A 21,106-nucleotide genomic window follows, 5' to 3' on the forward strand; every position below is an offset into this window, starting at 1 on the left:
CCTCGGCTGCATCGATTGCAACTGCAGCAGCGCCTTGAATGGAGGGCGGCGCCGGCTGTCAGGCGACCCGATCGGGGACGGGGCGGCCCTCGAAGAAGGCGGTCAGGTTCTCCACCACCTTCATGCCCATCGCCACCCGCGTTTCCTCGGTCGCGCTGCCGAGATGCGGCAACAGCACGACGTTCTCCAACTGCTTCAGCGCTTCCGGAACGGCGGGCTCGTCGGCAAAGACGTCGAGACCTGCACCTGCGATCTCGCGCCGTTGCAGTGCACCGATCAGGGCATCCTGGTCGACGACGTCGCCGCGCGCGGTGTTGATCAGGAAGGCGCCGCGTTTCATCAACCCCAGGCTTCGAGCATCGATGAGATGGCGGTTTTCCACGCCGCCCGGACAGTGCAGCGAGACGAAATCGGATGCCGTAAGCACATCGTCCAAAGTCGGCAACTGCTCCGCGCCCATAGCGCGCGTCTCGTCATCATCGACCGGCGACCGGTTGAAGAATACGATCTTCATGCCGAAGCCGAAATGCGCGCGCCTGGCCGTCGCTTTGCCGATGCGCCCCATGCCGACAATACCCAAGGTCTTGCCCGACACTTTTGCCCCGGCCATGTGGGTCGGCGACCAGCCTCGCCACTCTCCGGCTCGCAGCTGCCGCTCGCCTTCGCCGGTCCGGCGCGCGACGGCCAGCATCAGGCTAAGCGCAAGGTCGGCGGTGCAATCCGTCAGCACGCCAGGCGTGTTGGTCACCACGATGTCGCGGTCGCGGGCTGCCGCGACATCGATATGGCTGAAGCCGACGCCGAAATTGGCGATGATGCGGGTGCGGGCGGCGGTCTCGGGGAACACCGCAACCGGCAAGCGGTCGCTGACCGTCGCCAGGATCGCGTCGAAATGCGCGAAGGCGCAAGTCATTGCGGCAGGGCTCAGCGGCTCGTCGCTGTCGTTGAACGTCATGTCGAAGCGCTCGGCCAGGATCGCTTCGACGGCGGCCGGCCATCTGCGGGTGACAATCAAACGCGGTTTCATCGAGTTTCCTGCTGATCGACGGGCCGCCGCGGCGTTTACGGCGGCCCAGACTTCACATTTTGTGGACTATGCGGCCGTCGCCCGGCCGTCACGCCGCCTTCTTGGTCCGCGCCAGCGTATCAGCCACGACTTCGCCGAAGGAGGCAGGCGTCGGCACGATGACGACGCCTGCGTCTTTCAGGATCTCGACCTTTTCCTGCGCCGACTCGCCGAAGGCGGAGATGATGGCGCCGGCATGGCCCATGCGGCGGCCCTTCGGCGCCGAGAGCCCGGCGATGTAGGCGATCAGCGGCTTTCGCATGTTGTCGCGCGCCCAGATCGCGGCTTCGGCTTCCTGTGGTCCGCCGATCTCGCCGATCATCACCACGGCGTCGGTGTCCTCGTCGCGCTCGAAGAGCTGAAGGATATCCTTGAAGGACGAACCATTGATCGGATCGCCGCCGATACCGACGCTGGTCGACACACCGATCCCCAACGCCTTCATCTGCGAGGCGGCCTCGTAGCCCAGCGTGCCCGAGCGCCCGACGATGCCGACGCGTCCGGGGAGATAGATGCTGCCGGGCATGATGCCCATCAGCGCCTGTCCGGGCGTGATGACGCCGGCGCAGTTCGGGCCGACGAGCCGCATGCGGTCTTCGAAGCGGTATCGGCGCATGTAGCGCTTCACCTGCATCATGTCCTGGGAGGGGATGCCGTCGGTGATGCAGACGCAAAGCTTAATGCCGGCGTCCGCCGCCTCCATGATCGAATCGGCGGCGAAGGGCGGCGGCACGAAGACGATGCTCGCCTCGGCGCGGGTCTCGCGCACAGCACCCTTGACGGTGTTGAAGACGGGCAGGCCGAGATGCGTCTGGCCGCCTTTGCCGGGGGTGACGCCGCCGACCAGCTTGGTGCCGTAGCGCTTCATGTCGTCGGCGTGGAAGCTGCCGATCTTGCCGGTGAAACCCTGGACGATGACGCGCGTGCTGCGGTTGAGCAGGATTGCCATTTCTCGACCTCCCTCAGGCTGCTTTCTTGTTCTTGGTGGCTTCGCGCCAGGCGGCGACGGCCTTTTCGGCGGCTTCGGCCAGCGTGTCGGCGACGATCACCGCCTCGCCGGAGTCGGCCAGGATCTTGCGTCCTTCCTCGACCTTGGTGCCGGAGAGGCGCACCACCAGCGGCACGTCGACGCCGACCTCGCGGATCGCCTTGATGACGCCTTCGGCGACCCAGTCACACCGGTTGATGCCGGCGAAAATGTTGACCAGGATGGTCTCGACATTCTTGTCGCCGAGCACGGCGCGGAAGGATTTCGCCACCCGCTCGGGCGAGGCGCCGCCGCCGATGTCGAGGAAATTGGCGGGCTCGCCGCCGGCGATCTTGATCATGTCCATCGTCGCCATGGCGAGGCCTGCGCCGTTGATGATGCAGCCGATATTGCCGTCCAGCCCGACATAGGAGAGACCGCGATCGCTCGCAAAAGTCTCGCGCGGGTCTTCCTGGCTCTTGTCGCGCAGTTCCGAGATTTCCGGGCGGCGGAACAGCGCGTTCTCGTCGAACGACATCTTGGCGTCGAGCGCGACGAGGCTGCCGTCGCGGGTCACCACCAGCGGATTGATCTCCAGCATCGAGGCGTCGTAGTCGCGGAACACCTGATAGCAGCCGAGGATGGTCTCGGTCGCCTTGCCGATCAGGTTGCTTTCAAGTCCGAGGCCGAAGGCGATCTCGCGCGCCTGGAAGCCCTGCATGCCGACGCCCGGATCGACGGTGGCGCGGATGATGGAATCCGGCTTCTTTTCGGAGATGTCCTCGATCTCCATGCCGCCGGCGGCCGATGCCACGATCATGACGCGCTCTTCCTTGCGGTCGAGCACGAAGCCGAGATAGAGCTCCTGCGCGATGTCGACGGCTTCCTCGAGATAGAGGCGCGAGATCAGCTTGCCGCGCGGGCCGGTCTGCTGGGTGACCAGCTTGCGGCCGAGCATTCCCTCGGCGGCGTTGGAGATCTCCTCGTCGTTGGAGCAGAGCTTGATGCCGCCGGCTTTGCCGCGCGCGCCGGAATGGACCTGCGCCTTCAGCACCCATTTCGAGCCGCCGATCTCGCGCGCCCGGTAGGTCGCCTGCTCGGGGCTGTAGGCAAGGCCGCCGCGTGGGACGTGCACGCCGTGGCGGGCGAGCAGTTCCTTGGCCTGGTATTCGTGAATGTCCATCTTGTCCTCCCGGTAATCTAATGCGCTGCGCTATGCGCCTGGCTGGCGCGCTCGATCGCCTCGCTCACCACCAGAACATTGCGTGCCATGCGTTCCGAGGCAGCGTCGATCATCTTGCCGTCGAGCGCCGCCGCGCCCTTGCCGAGCGCCTCCGCTTCCTTGAGCACCTCAAGGATGCGGCGAGCGCGGGTGACCTCCTTTTCCGGCGGCGAGAACACGTCGTTGGCCAGAGCGATCTGCGAGGGATGGATCGCCCATTTGCCTTCGATGCCGAGTGCGGCGGCGCGCCTGGCGGCTGCTGTGTAACCTTCGGGGTCGGAGAAATCGCCGAACGGTCCGTCGATGGCGCGCAAGCCATAGGCGCGGCAGGCGACAGTCATGCGCGACAGGGCGAAATGCCACTGATCGCCGGGATAGTCAGGGTTGAGGCCGCCGATGTTGACGGTGCGCGCCTTGTTGCTGGCGGCGTAATCGGCGACACCGAAATGCATCGCTTCGAGCCGGCCGGGCGTGGCGGCGATCGCCTCGACATTGGCCATGCCGAGCGCGGTTTCGATCAGCGCTTCGAGGCCGACCCGGGTGTTGAAACCCTTGGCCATCTCGATCTGGTTGACCATGGCCTCGACCATATAGAGGTCCGCCGGTACGCCGACCTTCGGCACCAGGATCGTGTCCAGCCGGTCGCCGGCCTGTTCCATGACGTCGACCACGTCGCGGTACATGTAGTGGGTGTCGAGGCCGTTGATGCGCACCGATACGGTCTTGCCCTTGGCGCGCCAATCGATGTCGTTCAGCGCCTGGATGATGTTCTTGCGCGCGCGCTCTTTGTCGGGCGGCGCCACCGCGTCCTCGATGTCGAGGAAGACGAAGTCGGCGGCGCTGTTCGCCGCCTTGTCGATCATTTCCGGGCTGGAGCCGGGAACCGCCAGCTCGCTGCGCTGGAGCCTGAGCTTCTTGAGGTGGTTGATGGTGTGGCTCATCGTCCGTTCCTCACGCCGCCTCGGCGACCGGCATTGCGGCCGTGCGCCGGAAATGCTCGATCGCAGCCGCCACGCCCGAGCCCGGCGCCAGGCGCACGCCGCAATCAAGCAGCGCCATTTCGGCCGCCGACAGCGAGGCGCAGACCATCACCTCGTTCAGCCAGCCGAGATGGCCGATGCGGAAGACCTTGCCGAAGACCTTGTTGAGGCCGCCGCCGAGCGATGTCTGATAGGTGCGGTAGGCACGCTTGACCACGTCGCCGCTGTCGATGCCTTCCGGCACCAGGATCGCGCTCACCGTATCGGAGTGCCATTGCGGCGCCTTGGCGCACAGCTTCAACCCCCAAGCGTCGACCGCCTTGCGCACGCCTTCGGCCAGGCGATGGTGGCGCGCGAAGATGTTGTCCAGCCCTTCCTCGGCGATCAGGTCGAGCGAGGCGCGCAGGCCGCGCAGCAGCTGCGTGGCGGGCGTGTAGGGGAAATAGCCGGCGTCGTTGGCGCGGATCATGTCATCGAAGGAGAAGTAGCAGCGCCGGTGGGTCGCGACTCGCGACGCCGCCAGCGCCTTCTTGCTGACCGACAGGAAGCCGAGGCCGGCGGGCAGCATGAAACCTTTCTGCGAGCCGCTTACCGCGCAGTCGACGCGCCATTCCTCCTGACGGAAGTCGATCGAGCCGATCGACGAGACCCCGTCGACGAAGAGGAGCGCTGGGTGGTTCACCGCATCGAGCACCGCTCGGCAGCCAGCGACGTCGCTGGTAACGCCGGTCGCGGTCTCGTTTTGCGTGCAGAAGACCGCCTTGATCTGGTGCGACTTGTCCGCCCGCAGCCTTTCGGCATAGAGGTCGAGCGGGACGCCGGTTCCCCATTCGCAGTCGATGACGTCGACATCGAAGCCGAGGCGCTCGGCCATGTCGACCCACAGATGCGAGAACTGGCCGAAGCGCGACATAAGCACCCGGTCGCCCGGGTTGAGCACGTTGGTCATCGCCGCCTCCCAGGCGCCGGTGCCGGACGACGGATAGATGAAGACGCGGCCGGTCTCGTTCTTGAAAACCTTCTTGATGTCCTCGAACAGCGGCAGCGTCAGATTGGGGAAGGAGGCGGCGCGCATGTCTTCCATCGGCAGGTTCATCGCCTGCCGGACCTCTTCAGGAATGTTGGTGGGTCCAGGGATGAAAAGATGGGTAAACCCGGCCATGCGCAAACTCCTCCTACGTTTTGGGATGCTGGAGGAAGTTTCGTGTCGATGGCGCCGAGCAACAACACCTTGCCGGGTAAGTTGTCGCCACGCGCGGGTAGGTCGAGCCTACCCGATCCGCCTACCCGAAAGGCGATTTGGAGCCGCGTCTCCTCTCGTTGGCATAGAGCGCGACAGCCATGGCGCGGTTGCGCACGTCGAGCTTGTCGTAAAGATTTTTGAGATGGTACTTCACCGTGTTCTCGGAGATCCCGGTGCGGGTCGCGATCTGGAGATTGGTCCAGCCGTCGGAAAGCACCGCAAGCAATTCGCGCTCACGCACGGTGAGTTGCGACAGCGGCGTATCGTTGACCTTGTTGATGTCGATGTAAGGGATGCAGATGCGCCCATGCGCGACCGCCAGGATCGTCTCGAATATGATCGAGGGATCGTCGAACTGAAAGCAATAGCCCTGGGCGCCGAGCCGCACGCACTGCTTCAGGATGCCGATGTCATGATCATTGGAAAAGACCGTGATGCGCAGGTCGAGCTTGCGGATCTGGACTTCCGCCAGGACATCGGCGCCATCCATGTCGGCGAGCTTCCAGCCGATGACGGCGACGTCGAACCCGGTGTTCGCCGCCAATTCCAAGAATTGCTTGCCGCTCGGCACGGAGCTCAACAGCTCGAAACGCCCGTCGCATTCCAGCATCTCGCGAAGCGCAGACACGACAAGCGGATTGCGCTCGGCGACGATAACACGCACGCGCTGCTCGCCAACTGCTTCGTTCGTTTTCCGGGACTTGAGGTTCAAGGCCTGCCGATTGTCCTGTCGATCTCGCGCTTGCCGATCCACCTGGACCTGCATCATGGCAATTCTGCCCCAACAGCAAAAGGGCGCTCTTTCCGCAGCGACATGCGCTGTCGCGGCGGCTGAACCCGCAAATGCGGCGCGACCCGCCTTTACCGGGAGGCGTCGCGGGGACATTTCTCTGAATATTCCGCGCGCTACGGCTATATTTTCTCAGGACGAATCGTGTCTCGACCCTATCTGCCGCATAAGCATCGGGTTTCCCGAAATGCGGTTTCCACTTTTCGGGCTCATGCTCTAGACCTGATTCACACCCTTTCCGGATTGCTGTTGGCGGGAGGCGCTGGTGGAAGGCCAGGACAGAGAGACGACCGGCGCCAGGACCGTCGAGGAAGGCGGCGCTGACATCTATGGCGAGGACGGCGCCGTCCGTTCTGCCTTCCTTGCGCAGATCGGCGCGGCCATCGCCGATCGCGACACGCTCATCTTAAAACGCGAAGTCGACGACCTGCATCAGTCGGAACTCGGCGATCTGCTGGAAGCACTCCATCCCGAGCAGCGCCGCGCGCTGGTCGAATTGCTTGGCTCGGATTTCGACTTTTCGGCGCTGACAGAGGTCGATGAGGCGATCCGGCTCGACATCGTCGACAATTTGCCCAACGAACAGATCGCGCAGGCGGTGCAGGAACTCGATTCCGACGACGCCGTCTACATCCTGGAAGACCTCGACCAGGAGGACCAGGACGAGATCCTGTCGCAACTGCCGTTCACCGAGCGCATCCGGCTGCGGCGCGCGCTCGACTATCCGGAAGAGACGGCCGGCCGGCGCATGCAGACCGAGTTCGTCGCCGTGCCGCCGTTCTGGACCATCGGCCAGACGATCGACTACATGCGCGAGGACAAGAACCTTCCCGATCGCTTCAGCCAGATCTTCGTCATCGACCCGAGCTTCAAACTGCTCGGCGCCATCGATCTCGACCAGATCCTACGCACCAAGCGCGCGGTGAAGGTCGAGGAGGTGATGCATGAAACGCGCCATGCCATCCCCGCCACCATGGACCAGGAAGAGGCGGCGCGGGAATTCGAGCAGTACGACCTGCTATCGGCCGCCGTGGTCGACGAGAACGAGCGTCTGGTCGGCGTGCTCACCATCGACGACGTGGTCGACGTCATCCAGCAGGAGGCAGAGGAGGACCTTCTGCGCATGGGCGGCGTCGGCGACGAAGAGCTATCCGACACCGTGCTTGCGACCTCGCGATCGCGTGTGCCGTGGCTGCTCGTCAATCTGGTCACGGCGTTCCTCGCGGCCTCGGTGATTGGCCTGTTCGACCAGACCATCGAGCATATCGTGGCGCTCGCTGTGCTGATGCCGATCGTTGCCGGCATGGGCGGCAATGCCGGCTCGCAGACGATGACCGTCACGGTGCGGGCGCTGGCGACCAGGGATCTGGACATCTACAACGCCGCCCGGATCATCCGCCGTGAGGTGGGGGTTGGCTTCATCAATGGCATCGTCTTTGCCGTGCTGATCGGCATGGTTGCTGGACTCTGGTTCCACGACCCGAACCTGGGCGGCATTATCGCGGCGGCGATGATCATCAACATGTTCGCGGCGGCCCTGGCAGGCATTCTCATCCCGCTGCTGCTCGACCGCTTCAAGATCGACCCGGCGGTAGCCTCCGCCGTCTTCGTCACGACCGTCACCGACTGCGTCGGCTTCTTCGCATTCCTCGGATTGGCCACGTGGTGGTTTGGCGTTCCCTGAGACAGTGCTATAATTGACTTTTACGTAAATGCCGTGCGACGTTGCCCTGGGGTCAGATGCCGATTCCGGCACAGACGGGGTTGATTGGAGAAGGGCGACGCTTCTGCGTGGCGATGCCTGGACGTTTGGGCGTGGGAGCCAGAATGCGGGAATATTACACGATCACCGAGCTGACGCGCGAATTCGACGTGTCAACCCGGACGTTGCGGTTCTATGAGGACGAGGGGCTGGTACAGCCGATCCGGCGCGGGCGCACGCGGCTGTTTCGCCCGTCCGACCGGCATCTGATCCGCCAGATCATGCGCGGCAAGCGGCTCGGCTTCTCGATCGCCGAAATCCGCGAAATCATCCAGATGTACAAGGAACCGCCCGGCGAGGTCGGCCAGCTCAAGCTGATGATCAAGCGCATCGAGGAAAAGCGCGAGGACCTACGCCAGAAACGGCGCGACCTCGAGGAGACGCTTGCCGAGCTCGACCAGGCCGAGGAGTCCTGCGTGGAGCGGTTGGCGGAGCTGGGCGTGAACACGTAGCCCGCTGACAGCCAAAGAATTCAGCTAGGCTAACCGTCGCAGACGTTCGAGATTGGCCGGAGCTTTCGAACTTCGTCATCCCACGGCGGAGCAGCCGCGAAGCGGCGTCGCGGCTTGCTTCGCCCTAGGATGTCACGGATGCTTCTGCTAATCGCCGAGGTGCGGCCCTGCTCGCACCCAGCAACCTTCATTGTCGATACAGCCTCAGATCCAGCGCCGGACCCGCTTGGCGTAATCGCGGTATTTCTTGCCGAACTTTGCCGCCAGTATCTTTTCCTCCTTCTCGATCGCCATTTTCTGCGTCGCGAAGGCAGCGAGGAAGGCAAACAGCAGGAACCATACGATACCGGTGATGAAGGAGACGCCGATCAACAGCAGCGTATTGGCGAGATACATTGGGTTTCGGGTGATGCCGAAGGGCCCCGATGTCACCAGATGGTCGGGCTCGGCATTGGGATTGAGCGTCGTCCTGGCGCGCACCATCGCGCGGATCGCGGTAACCCAGAGCGCTGCCACGCCAAAGAGCGCTACCCAGCCGGCGCCGACGAGGATAGCGCCGAATATGTCCCCGATCCAGGGCAGCGGGTAGAGCATGCCGAGCACGACGCTCAGTGCGATCGCCACGACATAGATCACAGGTGGCCAGGGGATGATCCCGTGTCCGGGCTTTGCGATGCCTGTCATTGCTGCCCTCCTTCCATCTCGTCCTCGGTCGCGGCGGTACAAGTGCTCGCCAGATCGGCCAGATGCGATTTCCAGGCGCTGGACTGGTCGTTGCTGTAGAGCTTGTCGAGAGACCCTTCGCCCTTCAGCGTGTCCAGCATGCAGCCACAATAGCTGGAACAGAACTTGCTGTCCCGTTGCTGTTCGCACTGCGCCTGGCAAGCCGACAGGAAACCAGCGTCCTTGTCTTGTGGCGCGGCCGGCATGGCCTGCGAGAACAGCCACACCGCGCCGAACAGAAGCGGCTGGTGGATGAGATAGAAGGCGAGGCTGTGCCGGCCGATAAAAGTCAGCGGGGTCGACCAGCGGCCGGGCATCCAGGTCGCCAGCCGGGCGAGAAGCCCGGATGCCGAAGCGAGCTTGACGACCGCGATGCCGGCAAGCACTGCGCCGAACCATGGAAACAGCGGCACATAGTCGTTCGAGCGCGGGTTGGTCGGCGACAGTCCGACCCACCACAGCGCCGGATGGTCGAAGACTTCCGACCGCAGATAATAGGGCGCCGCAATCACGGCCGCGGCGACGATCGCCGTCAGCAATGTCGGCAGCCTGAGAAAAGCCAGGCCGAGCAGGCTTGCCAGCGCGATCTCGTGCAGGATGCCGAAGAAGATGAAGCCGTCCGGCGTGGCGATATAGGTGACGACCGAGATGGCGATCGCCGCAATCGCAACCATTGCAAAGCGCTTCCAGAAGGCAGGCCAGCGGATATGGCGGCCATGTGCGAGGAAAAGGCTGACACCGACCAGGAACAGAAAAGTCGAGGCGATGCAGCGGGCGTAGAGCTTCCACCAACCAAAGGCGGTGAGGCCCGGCGAGGTGTAGCCGAAGTTTTCGAGATCCCAGGTGAAATGATAGCTCGCCATCGCGATCAGCGCGATGCCGCGCAGGACGTCGATGGCGACGATGCGGCCGTGTTTCGGCGCGTCTTGAACGGCGACGCCGGTCGTCTGAAGGGTCATTGATCTCGCAATCCGATTCAGTCGTGCCAAACGACTATCACGGTTCGGGCGAACAACAGAGGGTGGATCGGCTGCTGCCATTCAGGCGGCATGGCAAGCCGCTTTAGGCCAGCGGCGGAAAGCCTCTGGCCGGCTTCGCTTTTCGGCCTCTCGGAGTCGGTTTCCTGCTACCGGTCCGCGATTGGTCCGGCCAGATTTGGCGAGCGATTCACTTTTCGGAGGGCCGATGTCCACCCATGTGCGCCATCCGATCTGGCTTCCGGCTCTCAGGCCCGCCGATGCGCGCACCTTCGCTTCGCTCTATGCGGTCGAATCCTTTGCTCGCGCCACCATCTCCAGCGTCATCCCGATCCAGGCCTACGAAATCCTGCACAACGAGCAGATCGTCTCGATCCTCTACACCATCGTGTCGCTGCTCGGGCTGTCGGTGACGCTGTTCATGCCGATGCTGATCCGCCGCTTCGCGCGGCGCTGGGTCTACACGGCCGGCTGCCTGATGCTGGCGATCGGCTCGGTGTTCTTCGTCACCCACACGCTGCCGGGACAACTCGCCGGGATGCTGTGCCGTGTCATGGGGGCGAGCGCGCTGTCCATCACGCTTAACCTCTACATCATGGACCATATCCGCAAGACCGACTTCATGCAGGCGGAATCGCTGCGCATGGCTTGGTCGATGTTCGCCTGGACCGGCGGGCCGACGCTCGGCATTTTCCTCTATACGCGCTTCGGGATTTATGCCGCAAACGGCGCGGTCGTGGCTTTCGCGCTGGCGCTGCTGGCGTTGTTCTGGACCTATCGGCTGGGCGACAACCCTTCGATCCGTCCCGGCAAGAGCCGTCCGATCAACCCGCTCGCCAATATCGGCCGCTTCGTCGCGCAGCCGCGGTTGCGCCTCGCGTGGCTGATCGCCTTCGGGCGCTCGTGTTCTGGACGACCTTCTTCGTCTATGGCCCGCTGTTCATGGTGATCACGGGCGAGGGCAAGCTTGCCGGCGGGCTGCTGGTTTCGGCCGGCAATGCGCTTCTGTTCATGGCGATCTTCTGGGGCAGGGCGGGAAAGCGCTTCGGCGGCCGTCGGACCATGGCTTTCGCCTATTTCGCCATGGCGGCGATGCTCTTCGTGGCCGGCGGCGCCGACGCCGCTGCTCACCGCCGCCTTCCTGCTCGGCGGCGCCTTGTTCACCATTGCGCTCGACGCGCTGGGCTCGACAGCCTTCATGGGCTCAGTGCGTTCCTATGAACGAGCGCAGATGGCGGCTGTCTACCGAACCTATCTCGATTTCTCCGAGCTGACGCCGCCGCTGGTCTATTCGGTGGTGCTCTCCTTCTTCGGTCTCGGCTCGGTGTTCGTCACGCTCGGCCTGTTGGCCGCCTTCTGTGGCTTCTTCACCTGGCGCTATCTGCCGAAGTCGTTTTGACCGGCTGCAACGCGGCATGGCGCCCACGCACCCACTCGTGGAAGCGGCGCAAATCGTACTCCTCGGGCATCAGCACGCCGGCCTGGTGGCGGATCGAGTGCATGCCCTTCTGGTTGATCTCGCAGATCGCGGCGTCCTCCTCCAGCACCTGGGTGCCGAAGGCGACGATGTTGTCGATATCGGTTTGTGCCAGGGCATCGGGCGCGAACAGCCATTCGGCGGTGAGTTCCGTCTGCTCCGGCCCGAGCGGGGCGAGACGCACCGTGCGGACATAGTCGACATGGCCGACGACGAACATCGAGGGCAGCGAGGTAGCGTAGGTCTGGCCGGCGGCTCGCTCGGCCGGCGTCAGCCCGGCAAAGACCGGCCCATGGACGCGTCCGTCGCGCGACCAGGTCTCGGCGCCGGCGCGTAGGCCGCCGGAAAACTCCGGCGCATCATTATCCGCATAGCGCGCCCATTCCGGATCGTCATGCCTCGCCATCAGGCCGCGGCCATAGATCGGCACCAGCCGCGACAGGTCCTTGTGCACGCCCGGGCAATGCAGGCATTCGTTGAAGTTCTCCCAGAAGATTTTCCAGTTGCAGTTCATCACCTTGGTGAACCGGTGCCCGGGGACGAGCGTCTCCAGCGGCCAGTTCGAAAGATCGCGGGAGGCGGAGTCGAAGGAGGCTTCCGCCGAGCCATCGGGATCCTCTGCGAGATTGATGAAGACGAAGCCGCGCCAAACTGACAGCGCCACCCGGTAGAGCGGATAATTTTCCTTGTCGAAGCCTTCGGGCAGCGATTTCGATGGGACACGGACGAGATCGCCGCGCAGCGAATAGGACCAGGCGTGGTAGGGGCAGGTGAGCAGCCTTGCCTTCAGCCGCCCTTCGCTTTCCAGGCAGAGCTGCGAGCCGCGATGCCGGCAGGTGTTGTGGAAGGCGCGCAAGCTCCCGGTCTCGTCGCGCAGCACGACGACCTGCTGCGAGCCGATACGCGCGGTTCGAAAGGCAAGAGGTTCCGCGAGATCGGCTTCGCGGCAAACCATGAGCCAGCTCCGATACCAGATCGCTTCGAGATCGAGCCGGTAAGCGTCGGCTTCCCGATAGGCGCTTGCAGGCAACGTCGGCTCGAGGCTGGTGAGGCCATTGTAGCGGCTGTGTTCGCTAGGATTTGGCTGCATGAGCGGCTCCCCTTGGCTGATGACAGCCGACACCCGGGCAGGACCGTTGTCAATTGCGCGGCCATTGTCGCTTCCGGGTGCTGCCCTTAAGGTCACTTCGTAATCGCCTGCGGTTTCGCCGGCTGCCCAGGATTGCAAAGTATGCCTGCAAGAACGATGTCGCTGACCGTGGAACTGGTCGCCCGCTGTTTTCGCGCGGTCGATGACCCGGGGCCCGACCCGGATGCCGAGCATCTCGTGGACAGCGACTATGAAGCCATGCTGGATGCATTCGAGGCCGAGCTACCTGCAACCGAGCCTCTCTGGCTGTTCGGCTACGGCTCGCTGATCTGGAAACCGGAAATCGAGCATTTTGAGGAGCGCGTCGCCGTGGCTCGCGGCTGGCATCGCTCCTTCTGCATGAAGATGACGCGCTGGCGCGGCACCAAGCAAAGCCCCGGGCTGATGATGGCGCTGGATCGTGGCGGCCAATGCAAGGGCGTTGCTTTCCGCCTGAACGGTGGTGACCGCCGGCAGGCGCTGGACAGGCTTTTTCGCCGCGAGATGACGCTGAAGCCGACCAGCTACCGGCCGCGCCTGCTGCAACTCGCAACCGACAAGGGGCCGTTGAGAGCGCTTGCCTTCGTCATCAATCGCAAAGGCACGACCTATGCCGGCCCACTCAACGAAGACGAGGTGGTCGAAAGGCTGGCGACCTCGTGCGGCCACTGGGGTTCAGGCGCCGACTATCTCTACAACACGGTGAAGAACCTCGAACAGCGCGGTATTCACGACCGCCATTTGTGGCGATTGCAGAAGCTCGTCGCCGAGCGGATCGCCGGATCTTAGTTCGAAACCGGTGCCGCAATCACGCTGCGGCGTGACGGAATTTGGTTTGCCGGTCGCGACGATTCTGCCTATAGTCGCTGGCGTCGTCGGTTCCGTTTTTGGAGCCAAGAGGGAATGCGGTGAGGGTGGAGTCTTTGCCCTAAGCCGTGGCTGCCCCCGCAACTGTGTGCGGTAGTCCTCTCCATAGACCACTGAGGTTTGTCCTCGGGAAGGTGGGGAAGGGTGCGAATCCGCGAGCCAGGAGACCTGCCGGCGACAGGAAAGTTGACTTCGATGCCCTCGGGTGGAGGGCGAAAGGACAAGACATGAATACCGCTTCCGTCGCCCTCGGCGCCTCCGTCTCCTCGCAGTCGCGCATCATGCAGCTGGCTCTCGCCGCGCTGCTCGGCATTTTCGTCGTCGGTTTCGTCGGCTTCTCGCACATCGATGCGGTCCACAACGCTGCCCACGACTATCGTCACTCGATGGCTTTTCCCTGCCACTGACGAAGGCCCGATATCATGAATCTGTTTCGCAACGTCGTGTTCGTCGCGGCGATCGCAGGGCTCGTGGCGGGCATCGCGCTTGCCTGCATGCAGGCCTATGCGACCGTGCCGCTGATCCTCAAAGCGGAAGTCTATGAAAAGGCGGGCGGCGGTCATCACCACGACCATGCCGCCAACACTGGAACTGGCACTGCCATGAGCTCGGCCGAACCGGCGGGCAATGCGATGAGCAGCGCCGCTCCTGCGTCGACGGAAGCGGCGGCTCCGACCGAGGACGAGGGCTGGGCTCCGGCCGACGGCTTCGAGCGCTTCGCCTTCAACGTTGTCGCAAACATCGTCACCGGCATCGGCTTCGCGCTGATCCTGGTCGCGGTCTCGGAATTCGCCGGTGGCATCGGCAGCTGGCGCCAGGGCGTGTTCTGGGGCCTTGCCGGTTTTGCGGTTTTCACGCTCGCGCCCGGCCTCGGCCTGCCGCCGGAACTGCCGGCCATGCCGGCGGCGGAACTTCTGCCGCGCCAGATCTGGTGGATTTCGACGGTGGCCGCAACCGCGGTCGGCCTTGGATTGATCGCCTTTCGCAAGTCGCTGCCCTTGGCAATTCTGGCGGTCGTGCTGATCGTCGCTCCGCACGTAGTCGGCGCGCCGCAGCCCGTCAGCTTCGAGACGGCGATTCCCGAGGGGCTGCACCATCAGTTCGTGGTGGCGGTGACCCTCACCGATCTGGTCTTCTGGCTGGTGCTCGGTGCGGCCGTCGGTGTGGTGCGCGGCCGCTTCACCGGTACGTCGACCAGCCTGCGCGACAGCTTTGCCTGATCGCGCGGAGGGCCATCTGACCTTCATCATCGGCGGTGCGCGCTCCGGCAAGAGCGCGCATGCCGAGTGCCTGGTGGCGGCAAGCCCGTCGCCTTGGGCCTATATCGCCACCGCGCAGGCCTATGACGAGGAGATGCGCGAGCGCATCGCGCTGCATCGCTCGCGCCGCGGCAAAGGCTGGGTCACCGTCGATGCGCCGCTCGACCTGGTCGGCGCGATCGACGCCTTGCCCGATCACCAGCCGGTGCTTATCGATTGCCTGACATTGTGGCTGAGCAATCATATGCTGGCGGACCACGATATCGAGGCCGAGTGCCGGCGGCTCTCGGATGTGCTTTCGCAGCCGCGCGGACCGTGGTTTGTGGTGTCTAACGAAGTCGGGCTCGGCATCGTGCCGGACAATGCGCTGGCGCGCCGGTTCCGCGACGCCGCCGGGCGGCTCAACCAGCAGGTCGCGGCTGTCGCCGACAGCGTGCTGATGATGGTGGCGGGGCTGCCGCTCAAGGCGAAGTGACATGGGCGAGATCAAAGACACGATCATCGACTACAAGGATGCCGAACGCCATCGAGCCAAGATGGCCAAGCGCAAGGCGGTGCAGGATGCCGAGGTGGCCGGCAAGACGATCGAGAAGGGACTGCTGATCGTCAATACGGGGCCGGGCAAGGGCAAGACCACGGCTGCGTTCGGCCTGGCGCTGAGGATGCTTGGCTACGGCAAGCGCGTCGGCGTCGTCCAGTTCATCAAGGGCAAATGGCACACGGGCGAGAAGGATGCCTTCGCCGCCTTCGGCGATCGCGTCGTCTGGCACGCGATGGGCGAGGGCTTCACCTGGGAGACGCAGGACCTGAAGCGCGACATAGCCGCCGCCGAGGCTGCCTGGGCGAAGGCGCTCGAGCTGATTGCCGACCCTTCGATCAGCCTCGTCGTCCTCGACGAGCTCAACATCGCTCTGCGCTACGATTATCTCGAGCTGGAAAAGGTGGTCGCGGCGCTGAAGGCGCGCCGCGAGGGCCTGCATGTCGTCGTCACCGGCCGCAACGCCAAGCCGCTGCTGGTCGAGGCGGCCGATCTCGTCACCGAGATGGGGCTGACCAAGCACCATTTCGCGGCCGGCGTGAAGGCGCAGCAGGGGATCGAGTTCTGAGGCGCCTTAGCCGCCGATCAAAATGGTCAGATAGATCACCGTCGCCGACAAAATCGCGAACAGGCCGATCAGCAGCCCGTCGGCGACGCGATAGAGTTCCAGCGCCTGCCTTATGTCGGTGCTTTCGGCCTCGCGCCTGCCGCCTTCGCCCATGAAGGCATCCTCGACGACCTCGCCGCCATAACTGCGCGGTCCGGCCAGGGCGAGCCCCAGCGCGCCGGCCATGGCGGCTTCCGGCCAGCCGGCATTGGGCGAACGGTGCTTCTTCGCGTCACGCCGCATGACCTGCCAGGCGTTGCGGGGGTCGGCGCCCTTGACGATGAAGGCCGCCAGCACAATCAGCAGGCCGGTGAGCCGCGATGCCGGCAGGTTGACCAGGTCGTCGAAGCGAGCGGCCGCCCGGCCGAAGGCCTCGTATTTCGGCGTGCGGTGGCCGATCATGGAATCGGCGGTGTTGGCGGCCTTGTAGGCAGCACCCCCGGCCAAACCACCGACACCGGTCCATATGGCAGGCGCGACGACGCCATCGGAGAAATTCTCTGCCAGGCTTTCGATCGCGGCTCGGGCAACGCCCGCCCTGTCGAGCTTGTCCGGATCGCGGCCGACGATGCGCGAAACGGCGATGCGGCCGAGCGTGAGGCCGCCGGTCTCCAGCGCATCGGCGACATCCTCGACATGCTCGGCGAGGCTCTTCTGCGACAGAAGCGAGGAGCTGAGAATGGCCGCGATGACCAGGCCGGACGGAAAGATCAGCCAGAGCAGGACATGCAGCGCCAGGCCTATGGCCGCCGGCACCAGCAGGACGACCAGAAGCGCCTGGAGGCCGCGGCGGCGACGCAATTCGTCGGAATCGGTGGCGCGGTTGAGCCTGCGATCGAGAAAGGATATCAGCCTGCCGATCCAGGTTACCGGATGACCGATGGCGTTAAACAGCCAGTCCGGGTAGCCAAGGGCACGTTCGATGGCGAGTGACAGGAAAGCGATCAGTATCGACATGAAGCTTCTAAGCGGAGCGGTTGCAGCGGTTGATCACGGCGGCAGCCTTGGCCGGGCAAGCGCGCTCTTTCCTCATGCGCCACAGCCTTTCCTTGACCTCTCGACAGGTATCAATCCGCACTCCTATCCGCTTTTCGATCTGCCCGCCACCGCCCTGTCACGATTGCCCGAGCCAGGACGACTGCGCGAATTGGCCGAAATTGCGGCCAAGGCGTATGGCGCGCGGTCGGCGGCGCATGTCGTGGCCGCGCCCGGCACGCAGATCCTGTTGCCGCGGGTCGCTTCGCTGGTGAGGCCCGGCAAGGCACTGGTGCTGGGTCCAACCTATGCCGAACACGCCAGGGCGGCCGCGATTGCAGGCCATGCGATTGTGGAGGTGGGCGACTTCGACGCCTTGGCGGACGCTGACCTTGCCGTGCTGGTCAACCCGAACAATCCGGATGGGCGAGTGATCGAAAGGCACCGCCTGGTCGGCCTTGCTGCGCGGCTTCGCGCGAAGGGCGGCCTGCTGGTGGTCGACGAAGCCTTCATGGATGTCGGCCCGGTCCAACACAGCCTTGCCGGCGATGTGGGCCAGGGTGGTATGGTGGTTCTGCGCTCCTTCGGCAAATTCTTCGGCCTTGCCGGCGTCAGGCTTGGTTTCGCGCTGGCCGACCAACTGACAGCCGAGCGGCTGGAGGCGCAGCTTGGGCCATGGGCTGTCGCCGGTCCTGCACTTGAATACGGAATCCGCGCATTGGCGAATGCCGGGTGGCAGGATGACATGCGACAGGGCCTGGCAGCCGATGCCAAGCGCCTCGACGCGCTGCTCAGCCGATTCGGTATCGCGGTCGCCGGCGGCACCAGTTTGTTCCGCTATTTGTCGTTCTCCGATGCTGCCTCCCTGTTCTCCGCTCTTGGCGAACGCGGTATCTTGGTCCGCCATTTTGCCGATCGTCCGCACGCCTTGCGCGTCGGTCTGCCCGGCAGCGAAGAGGAGTGGCAGCGGCTCGAGAGCGCGCTTGCAGCGTGGGCCTCGCGGCGCGACTATGCGCCGAAGGAGTGCTGACGATGATCCATGTCTGTTCGCTGTCGAAGGTGGAGGAGACCGTTGCGAGAACCGGCGCGGAGCGCTTGCTGTCGCTGCTCGCCGACGGCACCGGGATGATCCGTCCGGCCTCGATACTGGCCGAAAACCATCTGCATCTCGTCATGCACGACATCGTCGCCGCGCAGGAAGGCATGACCATGCCGGGCGAGGAGCATGTGCGCGCGCTGCTCGACTTCGCCTATCGCTGGGACAGGGCCAAACCGATGGTCGTGCACTGCTATGCCGGTATCAGCCGCTCGACGGCATCGGCCTATATTATCGCGGCGGCACTGGCGCCCAAACGCGACGAGGCGGAGCTGGCGAAGACGCTGCGCTTTCTCTCGCCGTCAGCGACGCCCAATCCAAGGCTGATTGCCGTTGCGGATATGTTGCTTGGGCGAGAAGGCCGGATGATCGCGGCGGTCGAAGCAATCGGGCGCGGTGCAGATGCATTTGAAGGGATTCCGTTCGAACTCAGCATTAGAGATTGAGCTCGCACTGTTCCGCTACGCCAGCCAGTCGGCAAGCCTCGCCTTACGCACATCCCTGGCCAGGCTGATGAAGCCATCGGCCTGATGCTCGGCCGTGAGCCGGCCTTTTTCGGCGGTGGCGATGCTGGCGTCGCCGACCACGCCGTTCGGATTGAGGTCGCTGGCGATCCAGGCGAAGGCGTGCGTTCCGGTGTGCCGCAGCAGGGCGAATTCCTTTTCGGCGCGACCGACATTGGAGACGAAATTGTCGGCCTTGCCCATATCGACGAGATCTGGCCGGAAATGCAGCATCAGCGAGGTCTCGACATCGCCGCCATGGATGCCGTGACGGTCCTCGAGCTCGGTATACATGCCGGAGGGACGGCCGAAGCGCTGCCAGCTCGTCTTCACCGCCAGCATCTTTGCGCGCACGCGCAATTCGCGCGTGACAATGCCCATGATCTCCTCGTTGCCGCCATGCGAGTTGACGACGATCAACTTTCTGACCCCGGCGCGGGCGACCGAGAGGCCAAGCTCCGTCCAGGCGTCGACCAGGGTGGTGGCCGGCAAGGTGAGCGTTCCCGGCGCATGCAGATGCTCGTTCGACTTGCCCACCGCCTGCACCGGCAGGAGGCGGATGTCGATGTCCTCGGGCAGGCGCGCAATCACCGTCTCCAGCATGCCCATCATGATCGAGGTGTCGGTCGAGACGGGAAGGTGAGGGCCATGCTGCTCGACCGCGGCCACCGGCAGAACGGCAATCGTCGCTTCCGCGTCGATCGAGGCGTATTCGGTCGTCCGATAGTCGCCCCACCACACACGTCTTGTCGTCACTGTCGTCTCCCGATGGTCTGCTGTTCGGCCCGAAGGTCTAAAGCGCCTGGGCATTCCGGGCAACAGCTAGCCTGCTGCCAGAACCTCCACCTCAACCTTGAATTCCGGGCGGGCAAAACCTGAAACGATCATCAGCGTCGAAGCGGGCGCCGGATCGGAAAACAGGCGATTGCGAACGTCCATATAGGCCTGCAGATGCGCGCGATCGGTGACGAAGGCGTTGATGCGCACGACATCGTTCAGCGTCAGCCCGGCTTCGCTTAAGATTGCGGCAATATTCTTGAAGCAAAGCTCGGTCTGCGCGCCGGCATCCTCCGGGACGGCGTCATCCGGCGCGATGCCCAACTGACCCGAACATAGCACAAGGCGCTTTCCCGCTGGAATTTCAACGCCATGGCTATAACGGGCAAAGGGCGGCTTGATCGACTTGGGGGCGAGATAATTGAGCATGGCATTCTCCTGTCGGCAGGCAGACTAAGGCCGGATTCATGAAAGCTTCAAGATGCGGTGCATGCCGCCCGGGCGATTATGGACAGGCGTCCAAAAAATGGGCACGATGCCATTTGTACAGCATGACCCGTCCGGTCTCGGCAATGACTGCCGCGCAAGCAGGCGGCCCAAGGCGGTGGCATGTGTCTTGCTTCTTGAACCAATGGAGTGGAGCCCAGCGCGCAGCGCGCCGGAGCCAAGAGAGGGTGATGTTTATGTACGGAAAAGAAAAAATCCTGGCGGGTGCGATCGCGCTGCTTGCTGCCAGCACGCTGGGCGCTGCGGCCAACGAGAAGGTCACCTTTGGCACCAACTGGCTGGCCGAGCCGGAACATGGCGGCTACTACCAGGCGATCGCCGACGGAACCTACGCCGCCTGCGGCCTCGACGTCACCATCATGCAGGGCGGCCCGCAGGTCAGCGGCCGGCCGATGCTGCTGGCCGGCAAGATCGATTTCTACATGGGCGGCAACCTGCTCTCGGCCTTCGACGCCGTGCAGCAGGGGATTCCGATGCGCGTCGTCGCCGCCGACTTCCAGAAGGACCCGCAGGTCATCATGTCCCATCCGGGCGAAGGGCTGGACAAGTGGGAGGACCTGAAGAACGCCGACCAGTATATCCTCGGCGACGAGGGCGCACAGACCTTCTTCCAGTGGATGGTGACCGATCTCGGCTTCGATGCCGCCAAGCGCGTGCCATACACCTTCAATCCGGCGCCCTTCAACGCCAACAAGAAGTCGATCCAGCAGGGCTATGTCACGTCGGAGCCCTACGCGGTGCAGAAACAGGGCGGCTTCGTGCCGAACCAGTTCCTGCTCGCCGACAATGGCTGGGATACTTATGCCACGACCATCGAAGTGATGCAGGACACCATCGACAAGCGGCCGGAGGTGGTGCAGTGCTTCGTCGATGGCTCGGCCAAGGGCTGGTACAACTACCTCTACGGCGACAACAAGGCCGCCAACGAGATGATCAAGAAGGACAATCCGGACATGACGGATGAGCAGATCGCCTTCTCGATCGAACAGCTGAAGAAGTTCGGCATTGTCGATTCCGGCGATACGGAAAAGCTCGGTATCGGCGGCATGACCGAAGCGCGCATCCAGAGCTTCTACGACAAGATGGTCAAGGCCAAGGTCGCGCAGCCGGGCATCGACATCAAGAAGGCCTATACGCTCGCCTTCATCAACAAGGGGGTCGGGCGGGAGCTGAAGAAGTAAGGCGGCCT

General features: G+C 64.0%; 22 protein-coding genes, 1 pseudogene and 1 riboswitch. Of the genes and pseudogenes, 11 read left to right on the forward strand and 12 right to left on the reverse strand.

Annotated elements, in window-relative coordinates; genetic code table 11:
- Positions 1-58: 58 nt before the first annotated feature.
- The 6 genes from P9217_RS18695 to P9217_RS18720 form a co-directional block, all read right to left on the reverse strand.
- Positions 59-1,027 (reverse strand): D-glycerate dehydrogenase, encoded by a 969-nt coding sequence (locus tag P9217_RS18695; RefSeq protein WP_278087718.1) that lies wholly within the window; start codon positions 1,025-1,027, stop codon positions 59-61.
- Positions 1,028-1,115: 88 nt separating this feature from the next.
- Positions 1,116-2,015 carry a succinate--CoA ligase subunit alpha gene (gene sucD, locus P9217_RS18700; RefSeq protein WP_067001220.1) on the reverse strand — a complete coding sequence of 300 codons (900 nt, stop codon included), beginning with the start codon at positions 2,013-2,015 and terminating at the stop codon, positions 1,116-1,118.
- A gap of 13 nt (positions 2,016-2,028) precedes the next feature.
- Positions 2,029-3,216: a malate--CoA ligase subunit beta gene (locus P9217_RS18705; RefSeq protein WP_067001218.1), complete on the reverse strand. Its 1,188-nt coding sequence runs from the start codon at positions 3,214-3,216 to the stop codon at positions 2,029-2,031.
- Between the two features lie 17 nt (positions 3,217-3,233).
- A complete protein-coding gene (locus tag P9217_RS18710; protein WP_095829706.1) occupies positions 3,234-4,196 on the reverse strand; it encodes a CoA ester lyase in 963 nt (320 codons plus the stop codon).
- A gap of 10 nt (positions 4,197-4,206) precedes the next feature.
- Positions 4,207-5,397 (reverse strand): aminotransferase class V-fold PLP-dependent enzyme, encoded by a 1,191-nt coding sequence (locus P9217_RS18715; protein WP_095829707.1) that lies wholly within the window; start codon positions 5,395-5,397, stop codon positions 4,207-4,209.
- A 121-nt stretch (positions 5,398-5,518) separates the two neighbouring features.
- On the reverse strand, positions 5,519-6,142 hold the full coding sequence (locus P9217_RS18720; RefSeq protein ID WP_095829713.1) for a response regulator transcription factor: 624 nt from the start codon (positions 6,140-6,142) through the stop codon (positions 5,519-5,521).
- A 391-nt stretch (positions 6,143-6,533) separates the two neighbouring features.
- Between P9217_RS18720 and mgtE the strand changes: the two genes are divergently transcribed.
- Entirely contained in the window at positions 6,534-7,952 is a 1,419-nt protein-coding gene (gene mgtE, locus P9217_RS18725) for a magnesium transporter (protein ID WP_067329211.1), read from the forward strand.
- Between the two features lie 143 nt (positions 7,953-8,095).
- The gene (locus P9217_RS18730) at positions 8,096-8,482 is read left to right on the forward strand and encodes a MerR family DNA-binding transcriptional regulator (protein WP_040969921.1); all 387 of its coding nucleotides are present in this window, start codon (positions 8,096-8,098) and stop codon (positions 8,480-8,482) included.
- Between the two features lie 204 nt (positions 8,483-8,686).
- Here P9217_RS18730 and P9217_RS18735 read toward each other — a convergent pair whose 3' ends face one another.
- A complete protein-coding gene (locus P9217_RS18735; RefSeq protein ID WP_067329213.1) occupies positions 8,687-9,166 on the reverse strand; it encodes an isoprenylcysteine carboxylmethyltransferase family protein in 480 nt (159 codons plus the stop codon).
- Entirely contained in the window at positions 9,163-10,164 is a 1,002-nt protein-coding gene (locus P9217_RS18740) for a DUF1624 domain-containing protein (RefSeq protein ID WP_127245730.1), read from the reverse strand. Before P9217_RS18740 ends, P9217_RS18735 begins: the two co-directional genes overlap by 4 nt.
- Before the next feature lie 226 nt (positions 10,165-10,390).
- Here P9217_RS18740 and P9217_RS30435 point away from each other — a divergent pair.
- A pseudogene (locus P9217_RS30435) lies at positions 10,391-11,581 on the forward strand (MFS transporter).
- Here P9217_RS30435 and P9217_RS18760 read toward each other — a convergent pair.
- Positions 11,550-12,749, reverse strand: a complete 1,200-nt coding sequence (locus tag P9217_RS18760) for an aromatic ring-hydroxylating dioxygenase subunit alpha (RefSeq protein WP_278087716.1) — start codon at positions 12,747-12,749, stop codon at positions 11,550-11,552. The pseudogene P9217_RS30435 and the gene P9217_RS18760 sit on opposite strands and share 32 nt — an antisense overlap.
- Before the next feature lie 141 nt (positions 12,750-12,890).
- Here P9217_RS18760 and P9217_RS18765 point away from each other — a divergent pair, with 141 nt between their 5' ends.
- The 5 genes from P9217_RS18765 (at position 12,891) to cobO (ending at position 16,020) form a co-directional block, all read left to right on the forward strand.
- A complete protein-coding gene (locus P9217_RS18765; RefSeq protein WP_095825697.1) occupies positions 12,891-13,577 on the forward strand; it encodes a gamma-glutamylcyclotransferase in 687 nt (228 codons plus the stop codon).
- 70 nt (positions 13,578-13,647) lie between these two features.
- Positions 13,648-13,846: riboswitch (cobalamin riboswitch) on the forward strand.
- Positions 13,847-13,882: 36 nt separating this feature from the next.
- Complete coding sequence (locus tag P9217_RS18770) at positions 13,883-14,062, forward strand: CbtB domain-containing protein (protein ID WP_066999556.1); 180 nt, start codon at positions 13,883-13,885, stop codon at positions 14,060-14,062.
- Between the two features lie 15 nt (positions 14,063-14,077).
- Positions 14,078-14,875, forward strand: a complete 798-nt coding sequence (locus P9217_RS18775) for a CbtA family protein (RefSeq protein ID WP_067329223.1) — start codon at positions 14,078-14,080, stop codon at positions 14,873-14,875.
- A complete protein-coding gene (gene cobU / locus P9217_RS18780; RefSeq protein WP_095801969.1) occupies positions 14,868-15,389 on the forward strand; it encodes a bifunctional adenosylcobinamide kinase/adenosylcobinamide-phosphate guanylyltransferase in 522 nt (173 codons plus the stop codon). The genes P9217_RS18775 and cobU overlap by 8 nt, the downstream gene beginning before the upstream one ends.
- 1 nt (position 15,390) lies before the next feature.
- Positions 15,391-16,020 carry a cob(I)yrinic acid a,c-diamide adenosyltransferase gene (cobO, locus tag P9217_RS18785; RefSeq protein ID WP_095825696.1) on the forward strand — a complete coding sequence of 210 codons (630 nt, stop codon included), beginning with the start codon at positions 15,391-15,393 and terminating at the stop codon, positions 16,018-16,020.
- 6 nt (positions 16,021-16,026) lie between these two features.
- On the opposite strand, the gene cbiB is transcribed toward cobO, so the two are convergent.
- Positions 16,027-17,016: an adenosylcobinamide-phosphate synthase CbiB gene (gene cbiB / locus P9217_RS18790; RefSeq protein ID WP_095801967.1), complete on the reverse strand. Its 990-nt coding sequence runs from the start codon at positions 17,014-17,016 to the stop codon at positions 16,027-16,029.
- On the opposite strand from cbiB, the gene cobD reads away from it, so the two are divergent.
- Both cobD and P9217_RS18800 read left to right on the forward strand, forming a co-directional pair.
- Complete coding sequence (gene cobD / locus P9217_RS18795) at positions 17,015-18,064, forward strand: threonine-phosphate decarboxylase CobD (protein WP_095801966.1); 1,050 nt, start codon at positions 17,015-17,017, stop codon at positions 18,062-18,064. The genes cbiB and cobD overlap by 2 nt on opposite strands.
- Positions 18,065-18,066: 2 nt before the next feature.
- The gene (locus P9217_RS18800) at positions 18,067-18,576 is read left to right on the forward strand and encodes a tyrosine phosphatase family protein (protein ID WP_067329232.1); all 510 of its coding nucleotides are present in this window, start codon (positions 18,067-18,069) and stop codon (positions 18,574-18,576) included.
- Positions 18,577-18,591: 15 nt separating this feature from the next.
- Here the strand turns inward: P9217_RS18800 and P9217_RS18805 are convergent, their stop codons facing one another.
- A complete protein-coding gene (locus tag P9217_RS18805) occupies positions 18,592-19,389 on the reverse strand; it encodes a creatininase family protein (protein WP_095801965.1) in 798 nt (265 codons plus the stop codon).
- A gap of 66 nt (positions 19,390-19,455) precedes the next feature.
- A complete protein-coding gene (locus P9217_RS18810) occupies positions 19,456-19,839 on the reverse strand; it encodes a RidA family protein (RefSeq protein WP_067329236.1) in 384 nt (127 codons plus the stop codon).
- A 254-nt stretch (positions 19,840-20,093) separates the two neighbouring features.
- Here P9217_RS18810 and P9217_RS18815 point away from each other — a divergent pair, with 254 nt between their 5' ends.
- Positions 20,094-21,098: an ABC transporter substrate-binding protein gene (locus P9217_RS18815; protein ID WP_278087715.1), complete on the forward strand. Its 1,005-nt coding sequence runs from the start codon at positions 20,094-20,096 to the stop codon at positions 21,096-21,098.
- Positions 21,099-21,106 lie beyond the last annotated feature (8 nt).

It is taken from the genome of Mesorhizobium sp. WSM4989, assembly GCF_029625795.1.
Lineage (GTDB): Bacteria > Pseudomonadota > Alphaproteobacteria > Rhizobiales > Rhizobiaceae > Mesorhizobium.

What these genes read in the sequence shown, in the direction of transcription:
- P9217_RS18695 (WP_278087718.1), bottom strand. Translation starts at nt 1,027, where the DNA reads ATGAAACCGCGTTTGATTGTCACCCGCAGATGGCCGGCCGCCGTCGAA.
- sucD (WP_067001220.1), bottom strand. Translation starts at nt 2,015, where the DNA reads ATGGCAATCCTGCTCAACCGCAGCACGCGCGTCATCGTCCAGGGTTTC.
- P9217_RS18705 (WP_067001218.1), bottom strand. Translation starts at nt 3,216, where the DNA reads ATGGACATTCACGAATACCAGGCCAAGGAACTGCTCGCCCGCCACGGC.
- P9217_RS18710 (WP_095829706.1), bottom strand. Translation starts at nt 4,196, where the DNA reads ATGAGCCACACCATCAACCACCTCAAGAAGCTCAGGCTCCAGCGCAGC.
- P9217_RS18715 (WP_095829707.1), bottom strand. Translation starts at nt 5,397, where the DNA reads ATGGCCGGGTTTACCCATCTTTTCATCCCTGGACCCACCAACATTCCT.
- P9217_RS18730 (WP_040969921.1), top strand. Translation starts at nt 8,096, where the DNA reads ATGCGGGAATATTACACGATCACCGAGCTGACGCGCGAATTCGACGTG.
- P9217_RS18735 (WP_067329213.1), bottom strand. Translation starts at nt 9,166, where the DNA reads ATGACAGGCATCGCAAAGCCCGGACACGGGATCATCCCCTGGCCACCT.
- P9217_RS18740 (WP_127245730.1), bottom strand. Translation starts at nt 10,164, where the DNA reads ATGACCCTTCAGACGACCGGCGTCGCCGTTCAAGACGCGCCGAAACAC.
- P9217_RS18760 (WP_278087716.1), bottom strand. Translation starts at nt 12,749, where the DNA reads ATGCAGCCAAATCCTAGCGAACACAGCCGCTACAATGGCCTCACCAGC.
- P9217_RS18765 (WP_095825697.1), top strand. Translation starts at nt 12,891, where the DNA reads ATGCCTGCAAGAACGATGTCGCTGACCGTGGAACTGGTCGCCCGCTGT.
- P9217_RS18770 (WP_066999556.1), top strand. Translation starts at nt 13,883, where the DNA reads ATGAATACCGCTTCCGTCGCCCTCGGCGCCTCCGTCTCCTCGCAGTCG.
- P9217_RS18775 (WP_067329223.1), top strand. Translation starts at nt 14,078, where the DNA reads ATGAATCTGTTTCGCAACGTCGTGTTCGTCGCGGCGATCGCAGGGCTC.
- cobO (WP_095825696.1), top strand. Translation starts at nt 15,391, where the DNA reads ATGGGCGAGATCAAAGACACGATCATCGACTACAAGGATGCCGAACGC.
- cobD (WP_095801966.1), top strand. Translation starts at nt 17,015, where the DNA reads ATGAAGCTTCTAAGCGGAGCGGTTGCAGCGGTTGATCACGGCGGCAGC.
- cbiB (WP_095801967.1), bottom strand. Translation starts at nt 17,016, where the DNA reads ATGTCGATACTGATCGCTTTCCTGTCACTCGCCATCGAACGTGCCCTT.
- P9217_RS18800 (WP_067329232.1), top strand. Translation starts at nt 18,067, where the DNA reads ATGATCCATGTCTGTTCGCTGTCGAAGGTGGAGGAGACCGTTGCGAGA.
- P9217_RS18810 (WP_067329236.1), bottom strand. Translation starts at nt 19,839, where the DNA reads ATGCTCAATTATCTCGCCCCCAAGTCGATCAAGCCGCCCTTTGCCCGT.
- P9217_RS18815 (WP_278087715.1), top strand. Translation starts at nt 20,094, where the DNA reads ATGTACGGAAAAGAAAAAATCCTGGCGGGTGCGATCGCGCTGCTTGCT.